The sequence below is a fragment of the Streptomyces sp. NPDC005070 genome (genome assembly GCF_053600395.1).
The window spans coordinates 53,251-70,910 of record NZ_JBSFZS010000003.1; the positions used below are offsets into that span (position 1 = coordinate 53,251).

Genomic DNA, 17,660 nt, shown 5'->3' on the forward strand with positions numbered 1-17,660 from the left:
GGTCAAGCGTACGAGGCCTCGGCGGCCTCGGGCGCCGCTCCCTTCGCCGACCGCGCCTCGAACGCCCGGTACACGGCGCCCACCACCAGCGTCACGGCGAGGAACAGCAGGGTGAACCAGCGGAAGTACCAGTGCCCGCCCGCCGGGTCGTACACCGCGGCACGCGGCCACGCCAGGTTGACCGTCATGAAGAGGCCGTAGGCGAGGGCGAGCGCGTTGACGGGGACGCCCCAGCGGCCCAGCGAGAAGAGCGGCGCGCCCGTCTCGTCGGTGCCCTCCACCGCGAAGCGCCCGCGCAGCCGGCGCACCAGCAGGGGGCCGGTGACCATCGCGTAGGCGAGGTACAGCATCACGATGCAGGTGGTCCCGATCGCCAGGAACGCGTCCGGCGAGGCGAAGTTCAGGAGCAGCAGGGCCGTCGCGAGGACGCCGACGACCAGGGCGGGTGCGGCCGGCATGCCGGTGCGCGCGTCGACCTTCGCGAGCCGGGCGGAGAAGGGGAGCCGGCCGTCGCGGGCCATCGAGAAGAGCATGCGGCCGGCGGCGGTCTGGATCGCCAGGGTCGCCACCGCGATGGCCACCACTACGTCGGCGAGCAGCGCCCGGCCGACCCCGTCGCCGAGGCTGCTGGTCAGGACGTAGCTCAGCCCGTCGACGCCGAGCCGGCCGTCGGTCAGGCTCGGGGCGGCGAGCAGCCCGCCGAGCACGATCAGCCCGCCGAGCAGACCGGCCGCGCCGAGCGCGGTGAGGATCGTACGGGGCGCTGTGCGCCTCGGGTGGTGGGTCTCCTCGCTCATCTCTCCGGCGCTGTCGAAGCCGATCATGACGTACGCGGCCATGAACGAGCCCACCATCAGCGCCCCGAACAGGCCGGTGCCGCCTCCGCCGGTGTGGAAGGTGATGCCGGGGGAGCGCTCGGAGTGGGTGAACAGCAGCACGATGATCAGGACGGCGCCGATGATCTCGGCGGTGACGCCGATCCGGTTGACCGCGGACATCACGCGGTTGTCGAGGACGTTCACCAGCGTGGTCAGGACGAGCAGGACGGCGCCCAGGACGGCCGCGTTGGCGGCACCGTCGGGGCTGGTCGGGGCCGGATCGTCGCCGATGAGCTGGAATCCCGCCCAGATCGCGGGCAGGACCATCTGCAGCGCGAGGGCCGCCGCGGCGACCACGACGGTCTGTCCGATCACCATGATCCAGCCGGCGAACCAGCCGAAGGAGGGGTTCGACAGGCGCGAGGACCACTGGTAGATCGCGCCGGAGATCGGGTAGCGCGCGGCGAGTTCCGCGAAGCAGGCGGCGACCGCGAGCTGTCCGGCGAACACCGCCGGCCAGGTCCAGAAGAAGACCGGGCCGCCGAAGGAGTACCCGAAGGCGAAGAACTGGAAGACCGTGGTGAGGACGGAGATGAAGGAGAACCCGGCGGCGAACGAGGCGTACCGGCCGAGGTTGCGGTGCAGTTCCTGGCGGTAGCCGAACTCGGTCAGGGAGCGGTCGTCCGGCGATGCGGGCGGATCGGGCCGTACATCGGAGGGGGCGGTGGTGGTCACGGCGGTACCTGCCTTCGGCGCGAAGGGTGAGCGGGAAGGGCGAGCAGGATTCCTGTCGGGTGACAGAAATTAGGGAGCCCCTGTTTCCCCCGCGTGACGCGCCCGTATCGCCGACGGACCCAATTCCTCACGCCCCCGGCGTCCGCCGTTCACGGGCTCCTCGCGCCCCCGGCGTCCGCCGTTCACGGGCATGCCTTCCGCTCCTCGCGCCTCGCCGCCGGGTCCGCAGGCCTGTTCCTCGCGGGTCCGCCGCCCGGTGGCACCCGTGCATACGTCAGGAGGCGGACCCGCGTCATGCGGGTCCGCCTCCTGGGGCGTACGGGGACGAGGGAGGGCCGGTGTCAGGCCGGTACCTCCTGCTCCGCCTCCACCTGAGCGTTCCAGTCACGCTTCGCGGCCTGCCAGCCGTCCTCGTTGTGGCCGAGGCGCCAGTAGCCGGAGATGGACAGGTCCTCGCGCGGAATCCCGCGCTCGACCCGCAGCAGACCCCGCAGTTCCTTCACGAAGGCGGCCTCGCCGTGCACGAACGCGTGCACCCGGCCCTCCGGGAACTCCAGGGCCCGTACGGCCTCCACCAGGGCCGCGCCGATGGGCCGGTCGCCGCGGTGCAGCCAGACGATCTCCGCGTCGGAGTCGATCTTCTGCTCCTCCTCGGGCCCGGAGACCTCGACGAAGACGCGGACCGTGGCGGCGTCGGGCAGTGACTCCAGCGCGGCGGCGATCGCGGGCAGCGCGCTCTCGTCACCGGCGAGCAGGTGCCAGTCGGCAGTCGTGTCGGGCGCGTAGGCGCCACCGGGGCCCATGAAGCGGACGAGGTCACCCGGCTGTGCCCGAAGGGCCCACGGCCCCGCGAGTCCCTCGTCCCCGTGCACCACGAAGTCCAGGGTCAGCTCACGAGTCCCGGCATCCCAGGCGCGCACGGTGTACGTCCGCGTCACCGGCCACTGCTCGCGCGGGAACTCCTCGCGGACGCGGTCCATGTCGAAGGGCTCGGGGTAGGTGACACCCGCGGGGCCGAAGAGCAGCTTCACATAGTGATCGGTCCTGCCGCCCGTGGCGAAGTCCGTCAGAGTGTCGCCGCCCAGGACCACCCGTTGCATGTGGGGCGTCAGCCGCTCGGTCCGCACGACCTTCGCGGAGTGGGGCTTCCGGGGCTTGCGTTCCGGGCGCTCTGCCATGACTGCCTCCTGCTCAAATGGTTAGGCTTACCTAAGTTAGCATTCCTTCCTCGGTAACACCTATGCACGAAGGGGTATCCGTCGGGTCAAAAGTGTTCAGCTAAGCCTGCAGTGTCACGAGCAGGCGGTGCAATGAGCCCCCCAGACCCCAGCGCGCCGCCAGTTCCTCCAGCGCGGCGGGATCGCGCGGGGCGTGCGGCAGCGCCGTGTCCACCCCGGGAAGCGGCACGTCCCCGGCCACCTTGACGACCGTCGGCGCCACGGCGATGTACGGCCGCGACTCGTCGAGCCGCTTGCGCTGCGAAGGCGTCAGCTTCGCCCTGGGGTCGTCGACCGCGGCCATGATGCCGGCCAGGTCCCCGAACTCGGCGAGCAGCTTGGCGGCCGTCTTCTCTCCGATGCCGGGCACTCCGGGCAGCCCGTCACTCGGGTCGCCGCGCAGCAGCGCCAGATCCGCGTACCCCGGACCGTCGACTCCGTACTTCTCGCGCAGCCACGCCTCGTCGGTGAGCTGGAGCATGCCGACGCCCTTGAGGGGATACAGCACGCGCACCCCCCGCGCGTCGTCGACGAGCTGATACAGGTCGCGGTCGCCGGTGACGATGTCGACCGGGCCGGTGGCGCGGCCGGTGAACGTGCCGATCACGTCGTCCGCCTCGTACCTCGCGACGCCCACGCGCGCGATGCCCAGCGCGTCCAGGACCTCCTCGATGACGGGCACCTGCGGGGAGAGCGTGTCCGGCACCTCCTCCTCGTCCGGGCCGGTCTCCGTCTCCACCGCGACCCGGTGCGCCTTGTACGACGGGATCAGGTCGACCCGCCACTGCGGACGCCAGTCCGCGTCCATGCAGGCCACCAGATCGTCCGGACGGTGGTCCTTGACCAGGCGGTCGATGAACTCCAGCAGTCCGCGCACCGCGTTCACCGGTGTGCCGTCCGGGGCCTTCACGGATTCCGGGACGCCGAAATAGGCGCGGAAGTACAGCGAGGCGGTGTCGAGGAGCATCAGTCGTCGCGTCTGCAGAGTCACGTTCCGCATCATGCCGTACCCCACTGACAGTGACCTGGACCACTCCCGTGTTTGCTCCGTGTAAGCGGGGGCAGGCGCCGCCACTGACGAACGCGGTTGTGAATTCAACCGTCATCGGCAGCCGGGAACACGCGGGTCGTCCTTCCGCGTGTGCGCCCCTGCCCCGACGAGAGGCACCTGTGTCATCCAGGCTTGAGGCCGACCATCTGTACAAGGTGTTCGGAAGACGACCGGAAGCGGCGGTGGAACGGCTCCGCCAAGGGGCCGACCGTGAGGAACTGCGCGCCGACGGCACCACCGCCGCCGTGATCGACGCCTCCTTCACGGTGGAACCGGGCCAGATCTTCGTCGTCATGGGCCTGTCCGGATCCGGCAAGTCCACGCTGCTGCGCATGCTCAACGGACTGCTGGAGCCCACCGCGGGACACGTGCGCTTCGATGGCCAGGACCTCACCGGGCTCAGCGCGCGCGAGCTGCGCGAGGTCCGCTCCCGGAAGATCAGCATGGTCTTCCAGCACTTCGCGCTGTTCCCGCACCGCAGCGTGCTGGAGAACGCCGGCTACGGCTTGGAGGTCCAGGGCGTACCGGCCGCCGAACGCCGTGAACGGGCGGCCGTGGCCCTGGAACTGGCCGGACTCGCCGGCTGGGAGAAGTCCTGGCCCGACGAACTCTCCGGCGGGATGCAGCAGCGCGTGGGTCTCGCCCGCGCGCTCGCCACCGACGCCGATCTGCTGCTCATGGACGAGTCGTTCAGCGCGCTGGACCCGCTGATCCGCCGCGACATGCAGGACCAGCTCCTCGAGCTCCAGAAGAAGCTCGAGAAGACCATCGTCTTCATCACGCACGACCTCAACGAGGCGATGCGCCTCGGCGACCGCATCGCCGTCATGCGCGACGGCCGCATCGTCCAGGACGGCACCGCCGAGGACATCCTCGTCCGGCCCGCCGACGACTACGTCGCCTCCTTCACCCAGGACGTCGACCGTTCGCGCGTACTGACCGCGGCCGCCGTCATGGGCACGGACCTGCGCGGCGACGAGGCCGACTGCGCCTGCGAGACCGCCACGCCCGACACCCCGTTCGTGGACCTCTGCGCGATGAGCGCCCGCCTCCCGCACCCGGTCGCCGTCGTCGACAAGAAGCACGCCCTCGTCGGCGTCGTCCCGCGGCAGCGGCTCCTCGGCTTCCTCGGCGACGAGCAGGGCGGCCCCCGGACCTGTCCCGGCGGACAGGACGGCGGACAGGACAAGGGGGTGAAGGCCCATGCCTAGGATCCCCTTCGGCGACTGGGTCAACGACGCGGTCGACTGGCTGCTGAACCACATGGCGTGGCTCTTCGACTTCCTCAAGACCGTCTTCACGGGCACCTACGACGGCATCGACGCCGTCCTCCAGGCACCCCAGCCGCTGCTCCTCGCCGGCATCTTCGCCGTCATCGCCTTCTGGCTGCGCGGCACTTCGGCCGGTCTGCTCACCTTTGCCGGATTCGCCTTCATCGACTCCCTCGAACTGTGGGAGGACGCGATGGTGACCCTGTCCCTGGTCCTAGTCGCGACCCTCATCGCGCTCGTCGTCTCCGTGCCCGTGGGCATCTGGGCGGCCCGGTCCGACCGGGTCAGCGCCGTCGTCCGGCCGGTCCTCGACTTCATGCAGACGCTGCCCGCGATGATCTACCTCATCCCGGCGATCCTGTTCTTCGGAACCGGCGCCTCCGCCGGCATCGTCGCCACCCTGATCTTCGCGCTGGCCCCCGGTGTCCGCATGACCGAACTGGGCATCCGCCAGGTCGACAAGGACCTGGTCGAGGCCGCCGACGCGTTCGGCACCACCCCGCGCGCCACCCTGCTGCGCATCCAGCTTCCGCTGGCCCTGCCCACCGTCATGGCGGGCGTCAACCAGGTGATCATGCTGGGCCTGTCCATGGCCGCCATCGCCGGCATGGTCGGCACCGGCGGCCTCGGCGGCGACGTCAACGAGGCCATCGGCCAGCTGAACGTCGGCCTCGGCTCCGAGGCGGGCGTCGCGATCGTCATCCTCGCGATCTACCTCGACCGCATGACCGGCGCGCTCGGCACCCAGGTCTCCCCGCTCGGCCGGCGCGCCGCGGCCAAGGCGCGCGCCGCGCGGGGCCTGCGGATCTGGTCGTACCGCCCCCGTCCCGTCGTGGCAATGGCGGGCGTCGTCGTGCTCGCACTCGTCGCCGGCGGGATGGGCGTCCTCGGCGGTGGGGGCACGGCCGCAACCGCCGCCGACGGCGAGAACGTCGGCCAGGGCAAGAAGGTCACCATCGGCTACATCCCCTGGGACGAGGGCGTCGCCTCCACCTTCCTCTGGAAGGAGATCCTGGAGCAGCGCGGCTACCAGGTCGACGTGAAGCAGTTCGACGCCGGCCCGCTCTACACCTCGCTGGCCCAGGGCGACATCGACTTCGAGACCGACTCCTGGCTGCCGACCACACACGCCGAGTACTGGAAGAAGTACGGCAAACAGCTCGACGACCTGGGCTCCTGGTACGGCCCCACGTCCCTGGAGCTTTCCGTGCCCGCCTACATGAAGGGTGTCGACTCCCTCGACGACCTCAAGGGGCAGTCCGGGAAGTTCGGCGGCAAGATCACCGGCATCGAGTCCAGCGCCGGAATGATGGGCCTGCTCAAGAGCAAGGTGCTCAAGGCCTACGGGCTCGACAAGGAGTACGAGGTCGTCGACAGCTCCACGCCCGCGATGCTGGCCGAGCTGAAGCGCGCGTACGCCAGGAAGCAGCCGGTCCTCGCCACCCTCTGGTCGCCGCACTGGGCCTACAGCGAGTACAGGCTGAAGAAACTCAAGGACCCGAAGGGCGCCTGGGGCAAGGGCGACGGCGTGCACACGCTGTCCCGCAAGGGCTTCGCGCGGGACAACCCGGTCGTCGGCGAGTGGCTGAAGGACTTCAAGCTGACCGAGAAGCAGCTCACCGGCCTCGAAGCCGAGATCAACAAGGCCGGAAAGGGCAGGCAGCAGGACGCCGTGCGCGCCTGGCTGAAGAAGAACCCCTCGGTCGTCGGCGAGCTGGCCCCCGTCGAGAAGGCCGCCGCCCCCGCCGAGGCGAAGCGCCCGCTGGACGTCGCCTGGTTCCCCTGGGACGAGGACGTCGCCGTCACCTATCTCTGGAAGAACGTGCTCGCCCGGCGCGGCTACACGATCGACCTCAAGCAGATGGACGTCGGCCCGGTCTACACCGGCCTCGCCTCCGGCGACCTCGACCTCAACTTCGACGCCTGGCTGCCCTACGCGCAGTCCAACTACTGGGAAGCGCACAAGGACCACCTGAAGGACCTGGGCACCTGGTACGAACCGACCTCCCTGGAGATCGCGGTCCCCTCGTACGTGAAGGACGTCCGCTCGCTCGCCGACCTCAAGGGCAGGTCGAAGACCTTCGACGGAAAGATCATCGGTATCGAGCCGGGCACCGGTGAGATGAACCTTCTCAAGAAGAAGGTGCTTCCGGGCTACGGCCTGGACAAGGAGTACGAGGTCGTCGACGGCTCCACGCCCGCGATGCTGGCCGAGCTGAAGCGCGCGTACGCCGAGAAGAAGCCCGTCGCGGTCGTGCTGTGGTCGCCGCACTGGGCGTACAGCCAGTACAAGCTCACCAAGCTCACCGACGACAAGAAGCTGTTCGGCGAGGGCAACACGATCCGGACCATCGCCTCGGAGGACTTCCCGAGCCGGTACCCGGAGCTGGCCGGGTGGATCAAGGACTTCCGGATGAGCGAGGCCGAACTCGGCAGCCTGGAGAGCGAGATCAAGCAGCGCGGCCAGGGGCACGAGGAGGAGGCCGTCGCCGCGTGGCTCGACGAGCACCCGGACATTTTGGAACGCATGACTCCGCGGTAGCGGACGGGCCGTCCCCGCCGGGGGGTTGTCGAGCGGTTCACTCCGAGGGGTGGTCCTCGTCGTCAGGGTTCTCTTGACCCGTACGACGAGGGCACCCCTCGTCGCGTCCCGGGCCCGCGGACTCCTTCCGTCCGGGCGGCCGCCGGTCCGCACGCGCGGGCGACGGCGCCGGTGGTCGCGTACTGGCGTACGAGAGGGATCCGGACAACCGTGCCGCGGCGCACGACAGCACCCCGCCGGCGCGTTCCCGCGGCACGGTGCCGGCCGCGTGCGCCCGTCGTCCGGGCCGTCGCCGGGCACGGTTCCGAAGGCCCGCCGCACATCAGCTCCGTGCGCGCGGACCCGGCCGACTCCGGCCGCCGGCGCGCGCCCCGAGCCGAGACGCACCACCAACTGCGCACCGACGCAACGGACTTCAGAATCCGATCCGGCCGTCCGAGGGTCCTGACGGGGTGTCCCGTCCTCGTGATCGGCCCTTTAGCCCCGTACGAGGGCGCGGCGGCGCCAGGCGCGCGACGGCTCGCGCGGTGGCGCGAACTGTAACCCTCACACTCCCTCGAAGTGACAGCGATGTGACGGGTCCATGAAACGGTTTGCCGAACATGCGTAGGGTGCAAACAACTCAACAGAAGCAGCGGGCCGGAAATCCGCACGGTTCGCGGACCGACGACGCGAGGGAGGGAGCCGGAGCGATGGGCGACCGCAAAGAACAGCCCCTTCGGGTGGGCGCGGCCGTACGGCGACGACGCCGGGCACTGCGGCTCACTCTCGCCGTCGTGTCCGAGCGCAGCGGCCTGTCGGTGCCCTTTCTCAGCCAGGTGGAGAACGAGCGGGCGCGGCCCAGCCGAAGTTCCCTGGAACGCGTCGCCGACGCCCTCGGCACCACGGCCGCCGACCTGCTCGCCGCCGCCGACCCGGCGTGCAGTGTCGACGTCGTGCGCGCCGACGACGGGCCCGAGTTCACCCCAGGGACCCACGCGCGCCCCCTGGTGCGCGGTCACCACCAGCTCCACGCCACCGAGTTCACCGGCGACCACGAGGAGGCCCGCGAACTCCAGCACCGCAACGACAAGTTGATGTTCGTCGCCGACGGCGGTGTCGAGGTCGAGGCGGAGGGACGGGCGCACCGGCTGGGCCGGGGCGACACGCTCTATCTGACGGGCGGTGTGCGGCACCGCTGGCGCGCCACCGTGCCGGACACCCGGGTCGTCGTCGTCGAGGTCGCCGACCACATCGACGCGGTGGAGGACCCGCACTCCTTCGGTAAGCGCTGAGCGCCGCGGGCGACGGGGACCCGGCCAGGCCCCGGCCCGGCCCCGGCCCGGTTCCGGGCGGGTGCTGACGGCGCGGGAGAGAATGGCGGGAGACAGGAGACAGGACGGCGCGGGAGAGGCGGACGGGTATGCGGGTCGTGTCCCTCGTGCCCTCGCTGACGGAGGCCGTGGCCGTGTCCGTGCCCGGCGTCCTGGTCGGCGCCACCGACTGGTGCAGCCACCCGGCGGACCTGGACGTCGCCCGGATCGGGGGCACCAAGAACCCCGACGTCGACACCGTCGTACGGCTGGCGCCCGATCTCGTCGTCGCCAACGAGGAGGAGAACCGGGAGCCCGATCTGGCCGCCCTGCGGGAGGCGGGGATCGAGGTACTGGTCACCGAGGTGCGGGACGTGCCCGGTGCCTTGCGCGAACTGGACCGGGTGCTCACCGCCTGCGGCGCGCGCGGCCGCCCGCGCTGGCTGGACGCGGCGGAGACCGCCTGGGCCGAGCCGGCCGCTCCGGACCGCCGCAGGACCGCGATCGTGCCGGTCTGGCGCCGGCCCTGGATGGTGCTGGGCCGGGACACCTTCGCCGGAGACGTCCTGGCCAGGCTGGGCGTCGACAACGCGTACGCGCACCACGCCGAGCGCTACCCCCGCGTCCCCGTCACCGAACTGACCGAGTCGGGCGCCGACCTCGTGGTCCTGCCCGACGAGCCGTACCGCTTCACGGCCGACGACGGCCCGGAGGCCTTCCCCGGCCTGCCCTGCGCCCTCGTCGACGGCCGTCTGCTGACCTGGTACGGCCCGTCACTGGCGGAGGCACCGGCCCGCCTCGGCGCGGCGCTGCGGCTTGCCGACGGCTGATCCGGGCCTTCTCGGCTCCAGCTCGGTTCCGGTCAGGCTCGGCCACCGGAGCCGACCGGGCCGCCGGACCGTGTTCCCCTGCGGGGAGTTCCGGTCCGGCGGCGGGGTCGGCTCAGTCCTCGGGCCGCTCGGAGGCCAGCAGCTCCCGGAGTTCGTCCATCGCCTCGCGCAGCCGGTCGGCGAACGTCCGCATCTGCGCGGCGACGGTCAGCGGCGTGCTCAGGTAGAGGTTGAACCGCTCGGGAAGCAGCACGTAGGCGATGCCGATGCACTGGCTGCTGGTCGACCCGAAACCGAAGTACTGGATGTTGACGGACGGTGCCGAGCTCGTGCTCAGATAGTCGTCCCGCATGGTCAGCCAGCCCGGCGTCCGGTACAGCGCGGGCTGCTCGGTCACTCCGAGTTCGGCCCCGCGCCGGCGCTGGATCAGCTCCAGCTCCCACAGGTGCTGCTCCGGCACCTGCCCGGCCTGGCACGCCTTCGCGCGCGCCACATGGGCCTGCGTGGCCGCCCGGAACGCGGTGCGCCGGGTGTCCGCGTCCGCGGCCGGGTCCTCCATCGCCGCCACGAAAGCCGACATCTCGGGGGTGACGACGCGCATCGCCTCGGTCCGCCCGTGCCGGTACTGCCGGGTGGCGATCGACTCGTACGTGGCGCCCAGGTGTCCCTTGGCGCGCTGGTGGGCGAGCTGGTAGGCGGCCTGGACGAACGCGTCCGGCGAGACCCCCAGCGCCTTGGCCGCGCCGCTGCCGAAGTCCGCGAACGACAACGTGCTGGTCGCGGTGCTCTCCCCGTACGCCGCGAACGCCTCGGCGGCTGAGCGTGCCTGTTCCCGCAGCGCGTCGTCCAGTTCGAACACGATCGGTTCCAGCGCGGGCAGCCCCTGGGAGCGGGCTCCGGACTGCCGGGACTGCTCCTCGGCAGGGGTGTCGAGCAGGGCGTCGGTGAAGGTGAGGATCGTCGTCCCGTCCAGCTCGCAGTGCTCGACGTTGATGCCCGCCCGTCCGTCGGCGAAGACGACGAAGGACACGGCCTTGTCGAACCAGCGGTTGCCGCGGTCGCCGTACAGCAACTGGTCACAGGCGTCCTGGACGTCCGCGGGGGCGAAGTCCTCCAGTGCGACGCAGAACAGCGCGGTCTCGACGTCGTCGAGGGCGTCGGCGTTGCGGGGGTGGCAGGCGAGAAGGGACTCCCGGGCGGCCGCCCACTCCGCGCGGGCCAGGGTGGTGAGGTGGCCCACCGAGGTGTCCGCGCCGGCCGGTTCGGCCTTCATCACGGCGCGCAGCCCCGCCTCGATGTCCTCCAAACTGTGCGGGACACCGTCCGGCCCCAGCACGTCCAGCCGGAACATGCCGCCCCGGAAGAACACCACGACGTGCCGGGCCCCGGACGGGCCGGGCCACTCCTCGGTGTAAGGGGCGCGGACGGTGTCCTGCTGCGCGCCGGGGATACGTGTGGTGGAGAACAGGAACTTGTTCTGCACCATCGACTGAGGTGCTCCACGCTGCACCACCGGTGGAATCAGCCCCTGATCGAGCTGCCGCTTGTAGTTGAGGGCCCCGGCGACGAGCCCGGCCGCCCGCTCCACCTGCGCCTGGCCGGAGTCCTGGAACATGAAGAAGAAGTTGGCGTTGAGCGCGATCCGGTCCCGGCGGCCCAGGTAGCGGTACGGCCAGAAGACGTCGAGCCAGCTCTGCACGCCCTCCGTGGTGTCGTACTCCTCCAGCGCGGCATGCAGCACCCGGCCGGGGCCACCGGGTCGGAGGAAGGCGGCGACCTCCGCCTCGGTCGCCGACCGCTCGTCGTCGGTCAGAAGCGGCGTACACCAGGCGAGAAACCTCTCGCAGCTCGCTTCCAGCGTAGGCAGCGGCACACGCGGGAGGTTGTCCTCCTGGGCGAAGGTCGCGTTGACCGCGCCATCCTGACTGGTCTTCAACTCTGTTCTCGATTCGGATCGTCGGTACCTGTGATGTCGTACGGCCGGGAAAGGTAGAGCTGTGCGTACAGCCAGCCTTCCGCCTCCAGGCCCCGCGGATCCACCCCTGCGGCCGACATGCTGTCGAGCACGAGCGCCTGCTCCTGCGGGGAGGCGAACCGCCGCTGTCTGAACACCTCGTCGACGCGGACGGTCCGGTAGCCCAGACTCGCCAACGCGCGCTCGACGGGGTCGAACGGGAACATCCGCAGCACGAAGTGCGCCATCCAGGGCCGGTGGACGCCCTGCGCCCGGACGACTCGCGTGAGCGTCCGCTCGGTGACGTAGCCGACGCAGCCCGTCGAGATCACGAGGTCCGTACCCGAGAGCTGGGCGCGCTGCCGCGGCGTGGGCTCGTGCTCCTCCAGGTCGGCGTGCACCACGTCGTCGAGGAACCCGGCCTCACGCGCGTAGGACAGCGCGCTGCCGGAGGTGTCGAGGCCGACGAAGCGGATCGCCTGCGGGGGCCGGCGCGACCGGGCCAGCTCACGGTCGCGGGCCAGCAGAGCCTCGCGGCTCTCACCCGCACGCGCCTCGTCGCCGTAACGCGCGTACAGCTCGTCCATGGTCGCGTCGTACTTGAGCAGGGCGGCGTTGATTCCGTACGAGCAGCCGATGTCCAGCACCTTCGGGACCGCGACGTGCCGGGACTCCCGGTACTCCGTGATGATCTTGGCGAAGTAGGGCTTGGCCTGCTGGGGAACGCCGTAGTCGAGCGGGCGTAGCACCCTGAAGTAGGTTCGCGGATCGGGCTGGTCGTAGATGTGGTCGAGTGTGACTTTTCCGGTCACGTCGAAACGCACAGGGCTTACTCCTCCGTGGGATCGCGCAGGGGGAAACGGCCTACGGCGGCTACGCTTTCTCGCCGCCCGCCAGTGCCGAAGCGGGCGACTAGTCCAGGAGCCGGTCGCCGCGGACCGCCCGGCCCTCGGCCGCCAGGTGCTCGGGCAGCACCCGGCCGAAGAGCTGCCGGGTCCGTTCCACGCTCCCGATGACGCCGGGGCGCTCGCTGTAGGCGAATATCGCGGAGTGGCGCGCGATCTCGCCCTGCACCGGGCTCACGCGGTGCAGCGAGTAGCGCCCTTTGAACAACTGCAGGTCACCCGGTTGCAGGGGGAGGCGCCGGGTCAGCCGCTCGCCCCGGCCGTCCACCACGTCCCGGACGTCGTCGAAATTCTCGTCCCGCGCGGTCCGGATGTTCGGGCAGTACTCGAAGACGCCGCCGGACTGCGCCTGTTGGGTGAGCATGCTCACGGTGAACTCGTTGGTGTCGAAGTGCCAGGGGTGTTCCATGCCCGGCGCGACGACGTTGAGAACCAGCCCGGAGAGCGGGTCCGCCAGCTCGTGCAGCTCCGGCAGTTCGAAGCAGCGGGCGACGAAGTCCCGGAACACCGTGTCGGAGTAGAGCCGGCTGATGAGCGAGTCCGCGGGGACGCGGTCCCGCGCGACGAACGCGTTGCCCCGCTCGAAGGTCCTCCGGCCCGGATGGTCCTCCGGCAGCGCCGAGTCCACCGCGATGTTGTAGACGTTCACCGTCTCGACGTCGTGGTGCGCCCGGGGCGCGATGGCCGAGCACTCCTGCCGCAGCACATCGCGCAGCGACGGGCGGATGAAGTCCGGCAGCACGGTGCAGCCGAGAGCCGACAGCTCGCGCCGGGCACGGGAGACCACGGCCTGTCCCCGGGTGCCCGCGAGTTCCGACAGGGGATAACGAGCCGTGTCGACGACCTGATCGAGCGTCAGGGCTTCCAAAGAGCGCATTCGATCCTCTCCGCACGCGGGCCGCCCGGCCGGACCCACTCTCGGTGCCTCAGCAACTCGGCTGGTACGACGGGTACTTGAAGTTCCCACAGTGACGCCGCGTTGTCTGTGACACGTCACACTGCCCAACTGTGTGCTCCAGCATGCCTCCGTGGGCTCGACACGGGCCGGTCGCCGTGCAGGTGCCGCGGGGCCGGCGCACCCTGAGCGAGGGCCGCCGGCAGCCGCGAGAGACCGGGTTCGCGAAGGCGCCGCGAGGGCAGCGAACTTGAGCCGGAGGGCCAGGTCGGCTCAGGTTTCGGCTTTCCTCATGGCCGCATGGCGGAGTGGCAGTCGCCAAATGCCTGACGGACGCTGGGACTTGCACGCGGGTTGATGTCCTCGGCCGCTCGGTCGACGTAGGGCGGCTATGGCGGAAACAGCCATTGCATCGCGGCAAGGCTCTGGTCGACATACGTGCCTTGTTCCGTCGCGATGCCGTGTGCCAGGTCCTCGAAGACACTGCACCTGGCATAGAACAAGGCGCGTTCGCCGAGGGCCACAAGGTCGTTGGCGTCGGTTCGATAGCTGCCGATGGCGGCGCGGGCGGCGGCAGGGCCGAGATCGCGGTGGAGAAGCCCGAAGTCGTAGGCCGGATCGACGATGGCCGCATCGCTCCAGTCGATGATGCCGGTCACGGTCCACGCGACCGGGTCGACGAGCACGTGTTCGATCCCCAGATCGTTGTGGGAGAACGCTGGGGTCCATTCGTCGTGCGGTGGTGCGGCATTCAGGAACGCCTCGACGGGTCGACGGTACGCCGCCGGTATCTGCCCGGCTGCCGCCACATAGTCCTCCGTGGCCTCATCTCGCCACTCGGTCAGCGGCCGGCGGTCCGCGTCCACCAGATCGGCCAGCCGTTCGATCGGAACAGCGTGCAGCGCGGTGAGCAGTTCGCCGAGCGTGGCGGCGATCGACGTGGCGTGGGCCGATCGCTGGTGCCGCGGCATGTCCAGCAGTGGCGCGCCGGGGAGCTTGCGGTACGCCAGGCATCCCTGCTCCGCGACCGCGAAGGTCGGTTCGGGGACGGGCAGCGGCGAGATACCGGCTACGGCGGCAAGCACGCGGGCCTCGTGGCCCACCAGGGCAGTCCGCCGTGCCGGGTCGGGCTCCTTGCTGAAGCGCACGACCAGCTCACCGTTGACCTCGTACGCCAGGTTGTCCAGGCCCTCGCCGAGCGGCACGACGGAGTCGATCCGATAGTCGCGCATGTGCGCCACCACGACGCCGCGGACGTCGGCGAGGCGGTCGCGGCCGCGACTGTTCATGCGGCCGACCGTACCAATCGGCCGCATGAGGCGAGCGGTGGTCGTCGAGTGGCCGCCGCGCGGTTGCCGGCCGGCAGTCGGTGCAAGCGCTAGGGCTTTCGGGTGCTTCTGCCACGCGATCATGAGAGTCGGCGCGTCAATGCCCGTTTTGGCATATTCCGCACTAATCTCCCGGGATTGTAAAAGTCGATCTTCCCCAGATCGCACCTACTCACTCCATCGGAGATGACATGCGCAAGCTTCGCAACGTTGCCGTCCTGATCGCCGCGATCGGCAGCATCGGACTCGTGGGCGGCACGGCCTACGCCGGCGGCCACGGCGACGGGTTCGACATCAAGCAGCACTCCAGCTGCAAGTCGCACGACCTGAACGTGGACGTCCTCGGCCAGGTCGGTGCGCTCAACGGCCTGGGCGGCAACCTGCTGGGCGGTGAGGGCAACCCCGGTGCCCAGGTCACCTCCATCGGCTCCAGCGCGGGCTGCAACAACAGCGCGTTCTGAAGTCCCGGCCGACGCGGAGTCGCCGGCCGATAGATGGTCCCGGCCCCGGGCCTCAGACCCGGGACCGGGACCATGTGCGTGCGCCGGCAGGGCCGGCGCCACCCACCGCAACGCCCTCGCCCCGCTGGCGGTCGCCGCGCTGGAGCGGGCCCAGTTCGACGGCCGACATCGCGTCCCAGCCGGGTTGCCTCCATCCTCGGACCGGGGACGGGAGACCGTCGTAAGGCTGTGAACGCAGCTTGGTGATCCATGTCAAGCCTCGCTCACAGACCTTTTCTCCGACTCGCCGAACGCGCCTTCGCCATACGGTGCTCACGTGAGTCGTCAGCCCAGCAGGTCGAGGACCTCCAGGTAGTCGTCACGGGTCTCGCCGCGCTGCTGGGTGAGGCCGGTGCTGGGCGGATAGGCGACCTGCAAGAGGGCGAACGGCCCTGCCTGAGCGGCCTCTTGGACACCAGCACTCACCATGGTCCCCCTACTCGTGGGTAGGCTCAGTGGTCATGACACGTGTTGCGGTGGTGGGCATGGGCGCGGTGGGCTCGGTGGTGGCCGCGGGCTTGGCCTCGACGGGGCGTATGGAGGTGACTGCCTGCGTGCGCTCGCCGCTGGGCGGACTGCGGATCACGCGGCCCGACGGGGCGGTCGAGAACATATTGATTCCGGAGATTCTTGACCCTGCTCAGGTGTCTGCGGTCGAGTGGGTGGTGCTGGCGACCAAGGCTCATCAGACGGCTGGGGCCGCGCCCTGGTTGGAACGGCTGTGCGGTGCGGACACCCGTGTAGCGGTGCTGCAGAACGGTGTCGAGCACCTTGAGCGCGTCGCGCCGCTGACGGGCGCGGCTCGGGTCCTTCCGGTGGTGGTGGAGATCGCGGCCGAATCGCCGCAACGCGGCCACATCCGGCTGTTCGAACGCCCGAGGGTCGTGGTACCCGAGGGCGACGACGGCGCGAGATTTGCGGCCCTGTGCCAAGACAGCGGTATCACCGTGACCTTGACCGAAGACTTCGTGACCGCAGCTTGGGCGAAGCTGTGCCTGAATGCGGCCAACGGCGCCGTTACCGCGCTGACGATGCGCCGTATGCCGGTCTTCGCCAATCCCCGCATCGCCCGCCTGGGCCACGCGTTGGTGGAAGAGGCACGACAGGTCGCCACCGCGTCGGGCGCGAACCTTCCCGATGACCTGGCCGACCAGGTCATCGCTCGGCTGCGGACGATGCCGGCCGAGTCTGGCAGCAGCATGCTGTGGGACCGCCTGGCAGGCCGGCCGCTGGAATACGACGCGCGCAACGGCGCAGTGGTGCGCATGGGTGCCCGCCTAGGCATCCCCACCCCGTACAACGAGACCGTAACCGCGCTGCTGGAAGCCGTCAGTGAAGCCGGGGATGTGACGTAGCGACCGCTGCATGATGACGTTCCCAGGCGCGGCTGCGGTAGCCGAGGCCAGGGTCGCCCAGGAGGTGGGGTGCCTCGCTCGCCGAGGTCGTCGGCGTGGCCGCAATCATTCCAGCCTCACCCGACCGGCACCCCGTGCGTTACCAACCCCCAACGAGATCGTGCTACGAGCTCGGGGACCGGGACTTCATGCTGGGCGGCAAGGGCTACGCGTGGTCTGGAGGAACTCGTTCAGGATCTCGGCATCGACGTGGAGTTGATCCACTTGAGGTCCCGGTGATGTTGGGCTGGATGAAGTCTGTGAACGCCACTTGACGACCCAAGTCAAGCCGCGTTCACAGTCCTCTTTGCGGCCGACGCACCTCGCGGGATCAACGCTGTGAAGGGTGACCACGTGGGCACTGCAGGCCGGTACAGCCCTGGAGGCTTCATGTGGCCGTTCCGAACGCTGTCATGCGGAAGACACCACCTCGCCGGCCATGACCTGGGGAGGGTTGGGGAGCAGTGACGCAAGGTTGTCCCGCACGAAGTCCGCAGCCCTCGAGATCGATTCCGCGGCACCGGCCTGGTCCTGGAAGACGCTGGTCGAGACCATCACTCCGTCCCCGGCATCGATCCAGTAGTAGGCCACGAAGCCGGAGACCTGGCGCATGAGTGCCACAAACCCCTCGTTCACGAGACGTGCCGCCTCGGCCGAATCGGTCACCCCTTCGTACCGCCGGACTGCTGCGTACATCGCCAAGCTCCTCACGGCGTTCTGGGTTCGTTCTCTGCCGAGACGTCGTACCCCTGCGACGGCTGCCTGGCTCATGAGGCGTCCGGCAGTCACCTGAAGGGCCGCCTTGGATGATCCGAACGGCGGCCGGCGGCCGGCGGCCCGGACACGCGGCCTTGCGCGTGTCTGCCACGAGACGGCATCGACGTGGAGTGGAGCAGCCTCGGGCGGTGACTGCCCGCAGCACGAAAGA

The 17,660-nt window shown here is 70.1% G+C and carries 15 protein-coding genes; 6 read left to right on the forward strand and 9 right to left on the reverse strand.

Annotated elements, in window-relative coordinates; translation table 11 throughout:
* Positions 1-2: 2 nt before the first annotated feature.
* The 3 genes from ACWEBX_RS01755 to ACWEBX_RS01765 all read right to left on the reverse strand — a co-directional run bounded on the left by ACWEBX_RS01755 (position 3) and on the right by ACWEBX_RS01765 (position 3,770).
* On the reverse strand, positions 3-1,553 hold the full coding sequence (locus ACWEBX_RS01755) for an amino acid permease (protein WP_451882921.1): 1,551 nt from the start codon (positions 1,551-1,553) through the stop codon (positions 3-5).
* Positions 1,554-1,894: 341 nt separating this feature from the next.
* Positions 1,895-2,731 (reverse strand): siderophore-interacting protein, encoded by an 837-nt coding sequence (locus ACWEBX_RS01760; protein WP_451882922.1) that lies wholly within the window; start codon positions 2,729-2,731, stop codon positions 1,895-1,897.
* A gap of 100 nt (positions 2,732-2,831) precedes the next feature.
* Positions 2,832-3,770, reverse strand: coding sequence for a 5'-3' exonuclease (locus tag ACWEBX_RS01765; RefSeq protein ID WP_451883002.1), 939 nt, complete (start codon positions 3,768-3,770; stop codon positions 2,832-2,834).
* A gap of 170 nt (positions 3,771-3,940) precedes the next feature.
* Between ACWEBX_RS01765 and ACWEBX_RS01770 the strand changes: the two genes are divergently transcribed.
* From ACWEBX_RS01770 to ACWEBX_RS01785, 4 genes are all read left to right on the forward strand, one after another.
* Positions 3,941-5,032, forward strand: a complete 1,092-nt coding sequence (locus tag ACWEBX_RS01770) for a quaternary amine ABC transporter ATP-binding protein (protein WP_451882923.1) — start codon at positions 3,941-3,943, stop codon at positions 5,030-5,032.
* The gene (locus ACWEBX_RS01775; protein WP_451882924.1) at positions 5,025-7,634 is read left to right on the forward strand and encodes an ABC transporter permease/substrate binding protein; all 2,610 of its coding nucleotides are present in this window, start codon (positions 5,025-5,027) and stop codon (positions 7,632-7,634) included. Before ACWEBX_RS01770 ends, ACWEBX_RS01775 begins: the two co-directional genes overlap by 8 nt.
* Positions 7,635-8,326: 692 nt before the next feature.
* Complete coding sequence (locus ACWEBX_RS01780; protein WP_451882925.1) at positions 8,327-8,908, forward strand: helix-turn-helix domain-containing protein; 582 nt, start codon at positions 8,327-8,329, stop codon at positions 8,906-8,908.
* Between the two features lie 128 nt (positions 8,909-9,036).
* Complete coding sequence (locus ACWEBX_RS01785) at positions 9,037-9,756, forward strand: helical backbone metal receptor (RefSeq protein WP_451882926.1); 720 nt, start codon at positions 9,037-9,039, stop codon at positions 9,754-9,756.
* A gap of 112 nt (positions 9,757-9,868) precedes the next feature.
* Here ACWEBX_RS01785 and ACWEBX_RS01790 read toward each other — a convergent pair whose 3' ends face one another.
* The 4 genes from ACWEBX_RS01790 to ACWEBX_RS01805 all read right to left on the reverse strand — a co-directional run bounded on the left by ACWEBX_RS01790 (position 9,869) and on the right by ACWEBX_RS01805 (position 14,799).
* Positions 9,869-11,692 carry a choline/carnitine O-acyltransferase gene (locus ACWEBX_RS01790; RefSeq protein ID WP_451882927.1) on the reverse strand — a complete coding sequence of 608 codons (1,824 nt, stop codon included), beginning with the start codon at positions 11,690-11,692 and terminating at the stop codon, positions 9,869-9,871.
* Entirely contained in the window at positions 11,689-12,534 is an 846-nt protein-coding gene (locus ACWEBX_RS01795; RefSeq protein WP_451882928.1) for a class I SAM-dependent methyltransferase, read from the reverse strand. Before ACWEBX_RS01795 ends, ACWEBX_RS01790 begins: the two co-directional genes overlap by 4 nt.
* A gap of 88 nt (positions 12,535-12,622) precedes the next feature.
* Positions 12,623-13,492, reverse strand: a complete 870-nt coding sequence (locus ACWEBX_RS01800) for a HalD/BesD family halogenase (protein ID WP_451882929.1) — start codon at positions 13,490-13,492, stop codon at positions 12,623-12,625.
* Between the two features lie 407 nt (positions 13,493-13,899).
* A complete protein-coding gene (locus ACWEBX_RS01805; RefSeq protein WP_451882930.1) occupies positions 13,900-14,799 on the reverse strand; it encodes a phosphotransferase family protein in 900 nt (299 codons plus the stop codon).
* A gap of 230 nt (positions 14,800-15,029) precedes the next feature.
* Between ACWEBX_RS01805 and ACWEBX_RS01810 the strand changes: the two genes are divergently transcribed.
* Complete coding sequence (locus ACWEBX_RS01810; protein ID WP_451882931.1) at positions 15,030-15,299, forward strand: hypothetical protein; 270 nt, start codon at positions 15,030-15,032, stop codon at positions 15,297-15,299.
* 324 nt (positions 15,300-15,623) lie between these two features.
* On the opposite strand, the gene ACWEBX_RS01815 is transcribed toward ACWEBX_RS01810, so the two are convergent.
* A complete protein-coding gene (locus tag ACWEBX_RS01815; protein WP_451882932.1) occupies positions 15,624-15,767 on the reverse strand; it encodes a hypothetical protein in 144 nt (47 codons plus the stop codon).
* Positions 15,768-15,799: 32 nt separating this feature from the next.
* On the opposite strand from ACWEBX_RS01815, the gene ACWEBX_RS01820 reads away from it, so the two are divergent.
* Positions 15,800-16,693, forward strand: coding sequence for a 2-dehydropantoate 2-reductase (locus tag ACWEBX_RS01820; RefSeq protein ID WP_451882933.1), 894 nt, complete (start codon positions 15,800-15,802; stop codon positions 16,691-16,693).
* 450 nt (positions 16,694-17,143) lie between these two features.
* Here ACWEBX_RS01820 and ACWEBX_RS01825 read toward each other — a convergent pair whose 3' ends face one another.
* Positions 17,144-17,428: a hypothetical protein gene (locus ACWEBX_RS01825; protein WP_451882934.1), complete on the reverse strand. Its 285-nt coding sequence runs from the start codon at positions 17,426-17,428 to the stop codon at positions 17,144-17,146.
* Between the last annotated feature and the right edge of the window lie 232 nt (positions 17,429-17,660).

Coding starts and splice junctions, on each gene's coding strand:
- ACWEBX_RS01825 (WP_451882934.1), bottom strand. CDS start 17,428: ATGTACGCAGCAGTCCGGCGGTACGAAGGGGTGACCGATTCGGCCGAG.
- ACWEBX_RS01800 (WP_451882929.1), bottom strand. CDS start 13,492: ATGCGCTCTTTGGAAGCCCTGACGCTCGATCAGGTCGTCGACACGGCT.
- ACWEBX_RS01820 (WP_451882933.1), top strand. CDS start 15,800: ATGACACGTGTTGCGGTGGTGGGCATGGGCGCGGTGGGCTCGGTGGTG.
- ACWEBX_RS01810 (WP_451882931.1), top strand. CDS start 15,030: ATGCGCAAGCTTCGCAACGTTGCCGTCCTGATCGCCGCGATCGGCAGC.
- ACWEBX_RS01805 (WP_451882930.1), bottom strand. CDS start 14,799: ATGAACAGTCGCGGCCGCGACCGCCTCGCCGACGTCCGCGGCGTCGTG.
- ACWEBX_RS01775 (WP_451882924.1), top strand. CDS start 5,025: ATGCCTAGGATCCCCTTCGGCGACTGGGTCAACGACGCGGTCGACTGG.
- ACWEBX_RS01785 (WP_451882926.1), top strand. CDS start 9,037: ATGCGGGTCGTGTCCCTCGTGCCCTCGCTGACGGAGGCCGTGGCCGTG.
- ACWEBX_RS01760 (WP_451882922.1), bottom strand. CDS start 2,731: ATGGCAGAGCGCCCGGAACGCAAGCCCCGGAAGCCCCACTCCGCGAAG.
- ACWEBX_RS01780 (WP_451882925.1), top strand. CDS start 8,327: ATGGGCGACCGCAAAGAACAGCCCCTTCGGGTGGGCGCGGCCGTACGG.
- ACWEBX_RS01765 (WP_451883002.1), bottom strand. CDS start 3,770: ATGCGGAACGTGACTCTGCAGACGCGACGACTGATGCTCCTCGACACC.
- ACWEBX_RS01815 (WP_451882932.1), bottom strand. CDS start 15,767: ATGGTGAGTGCTGGTGTCCAAGAGGCCGCTCAGGCAGGGCCGTTCGCC.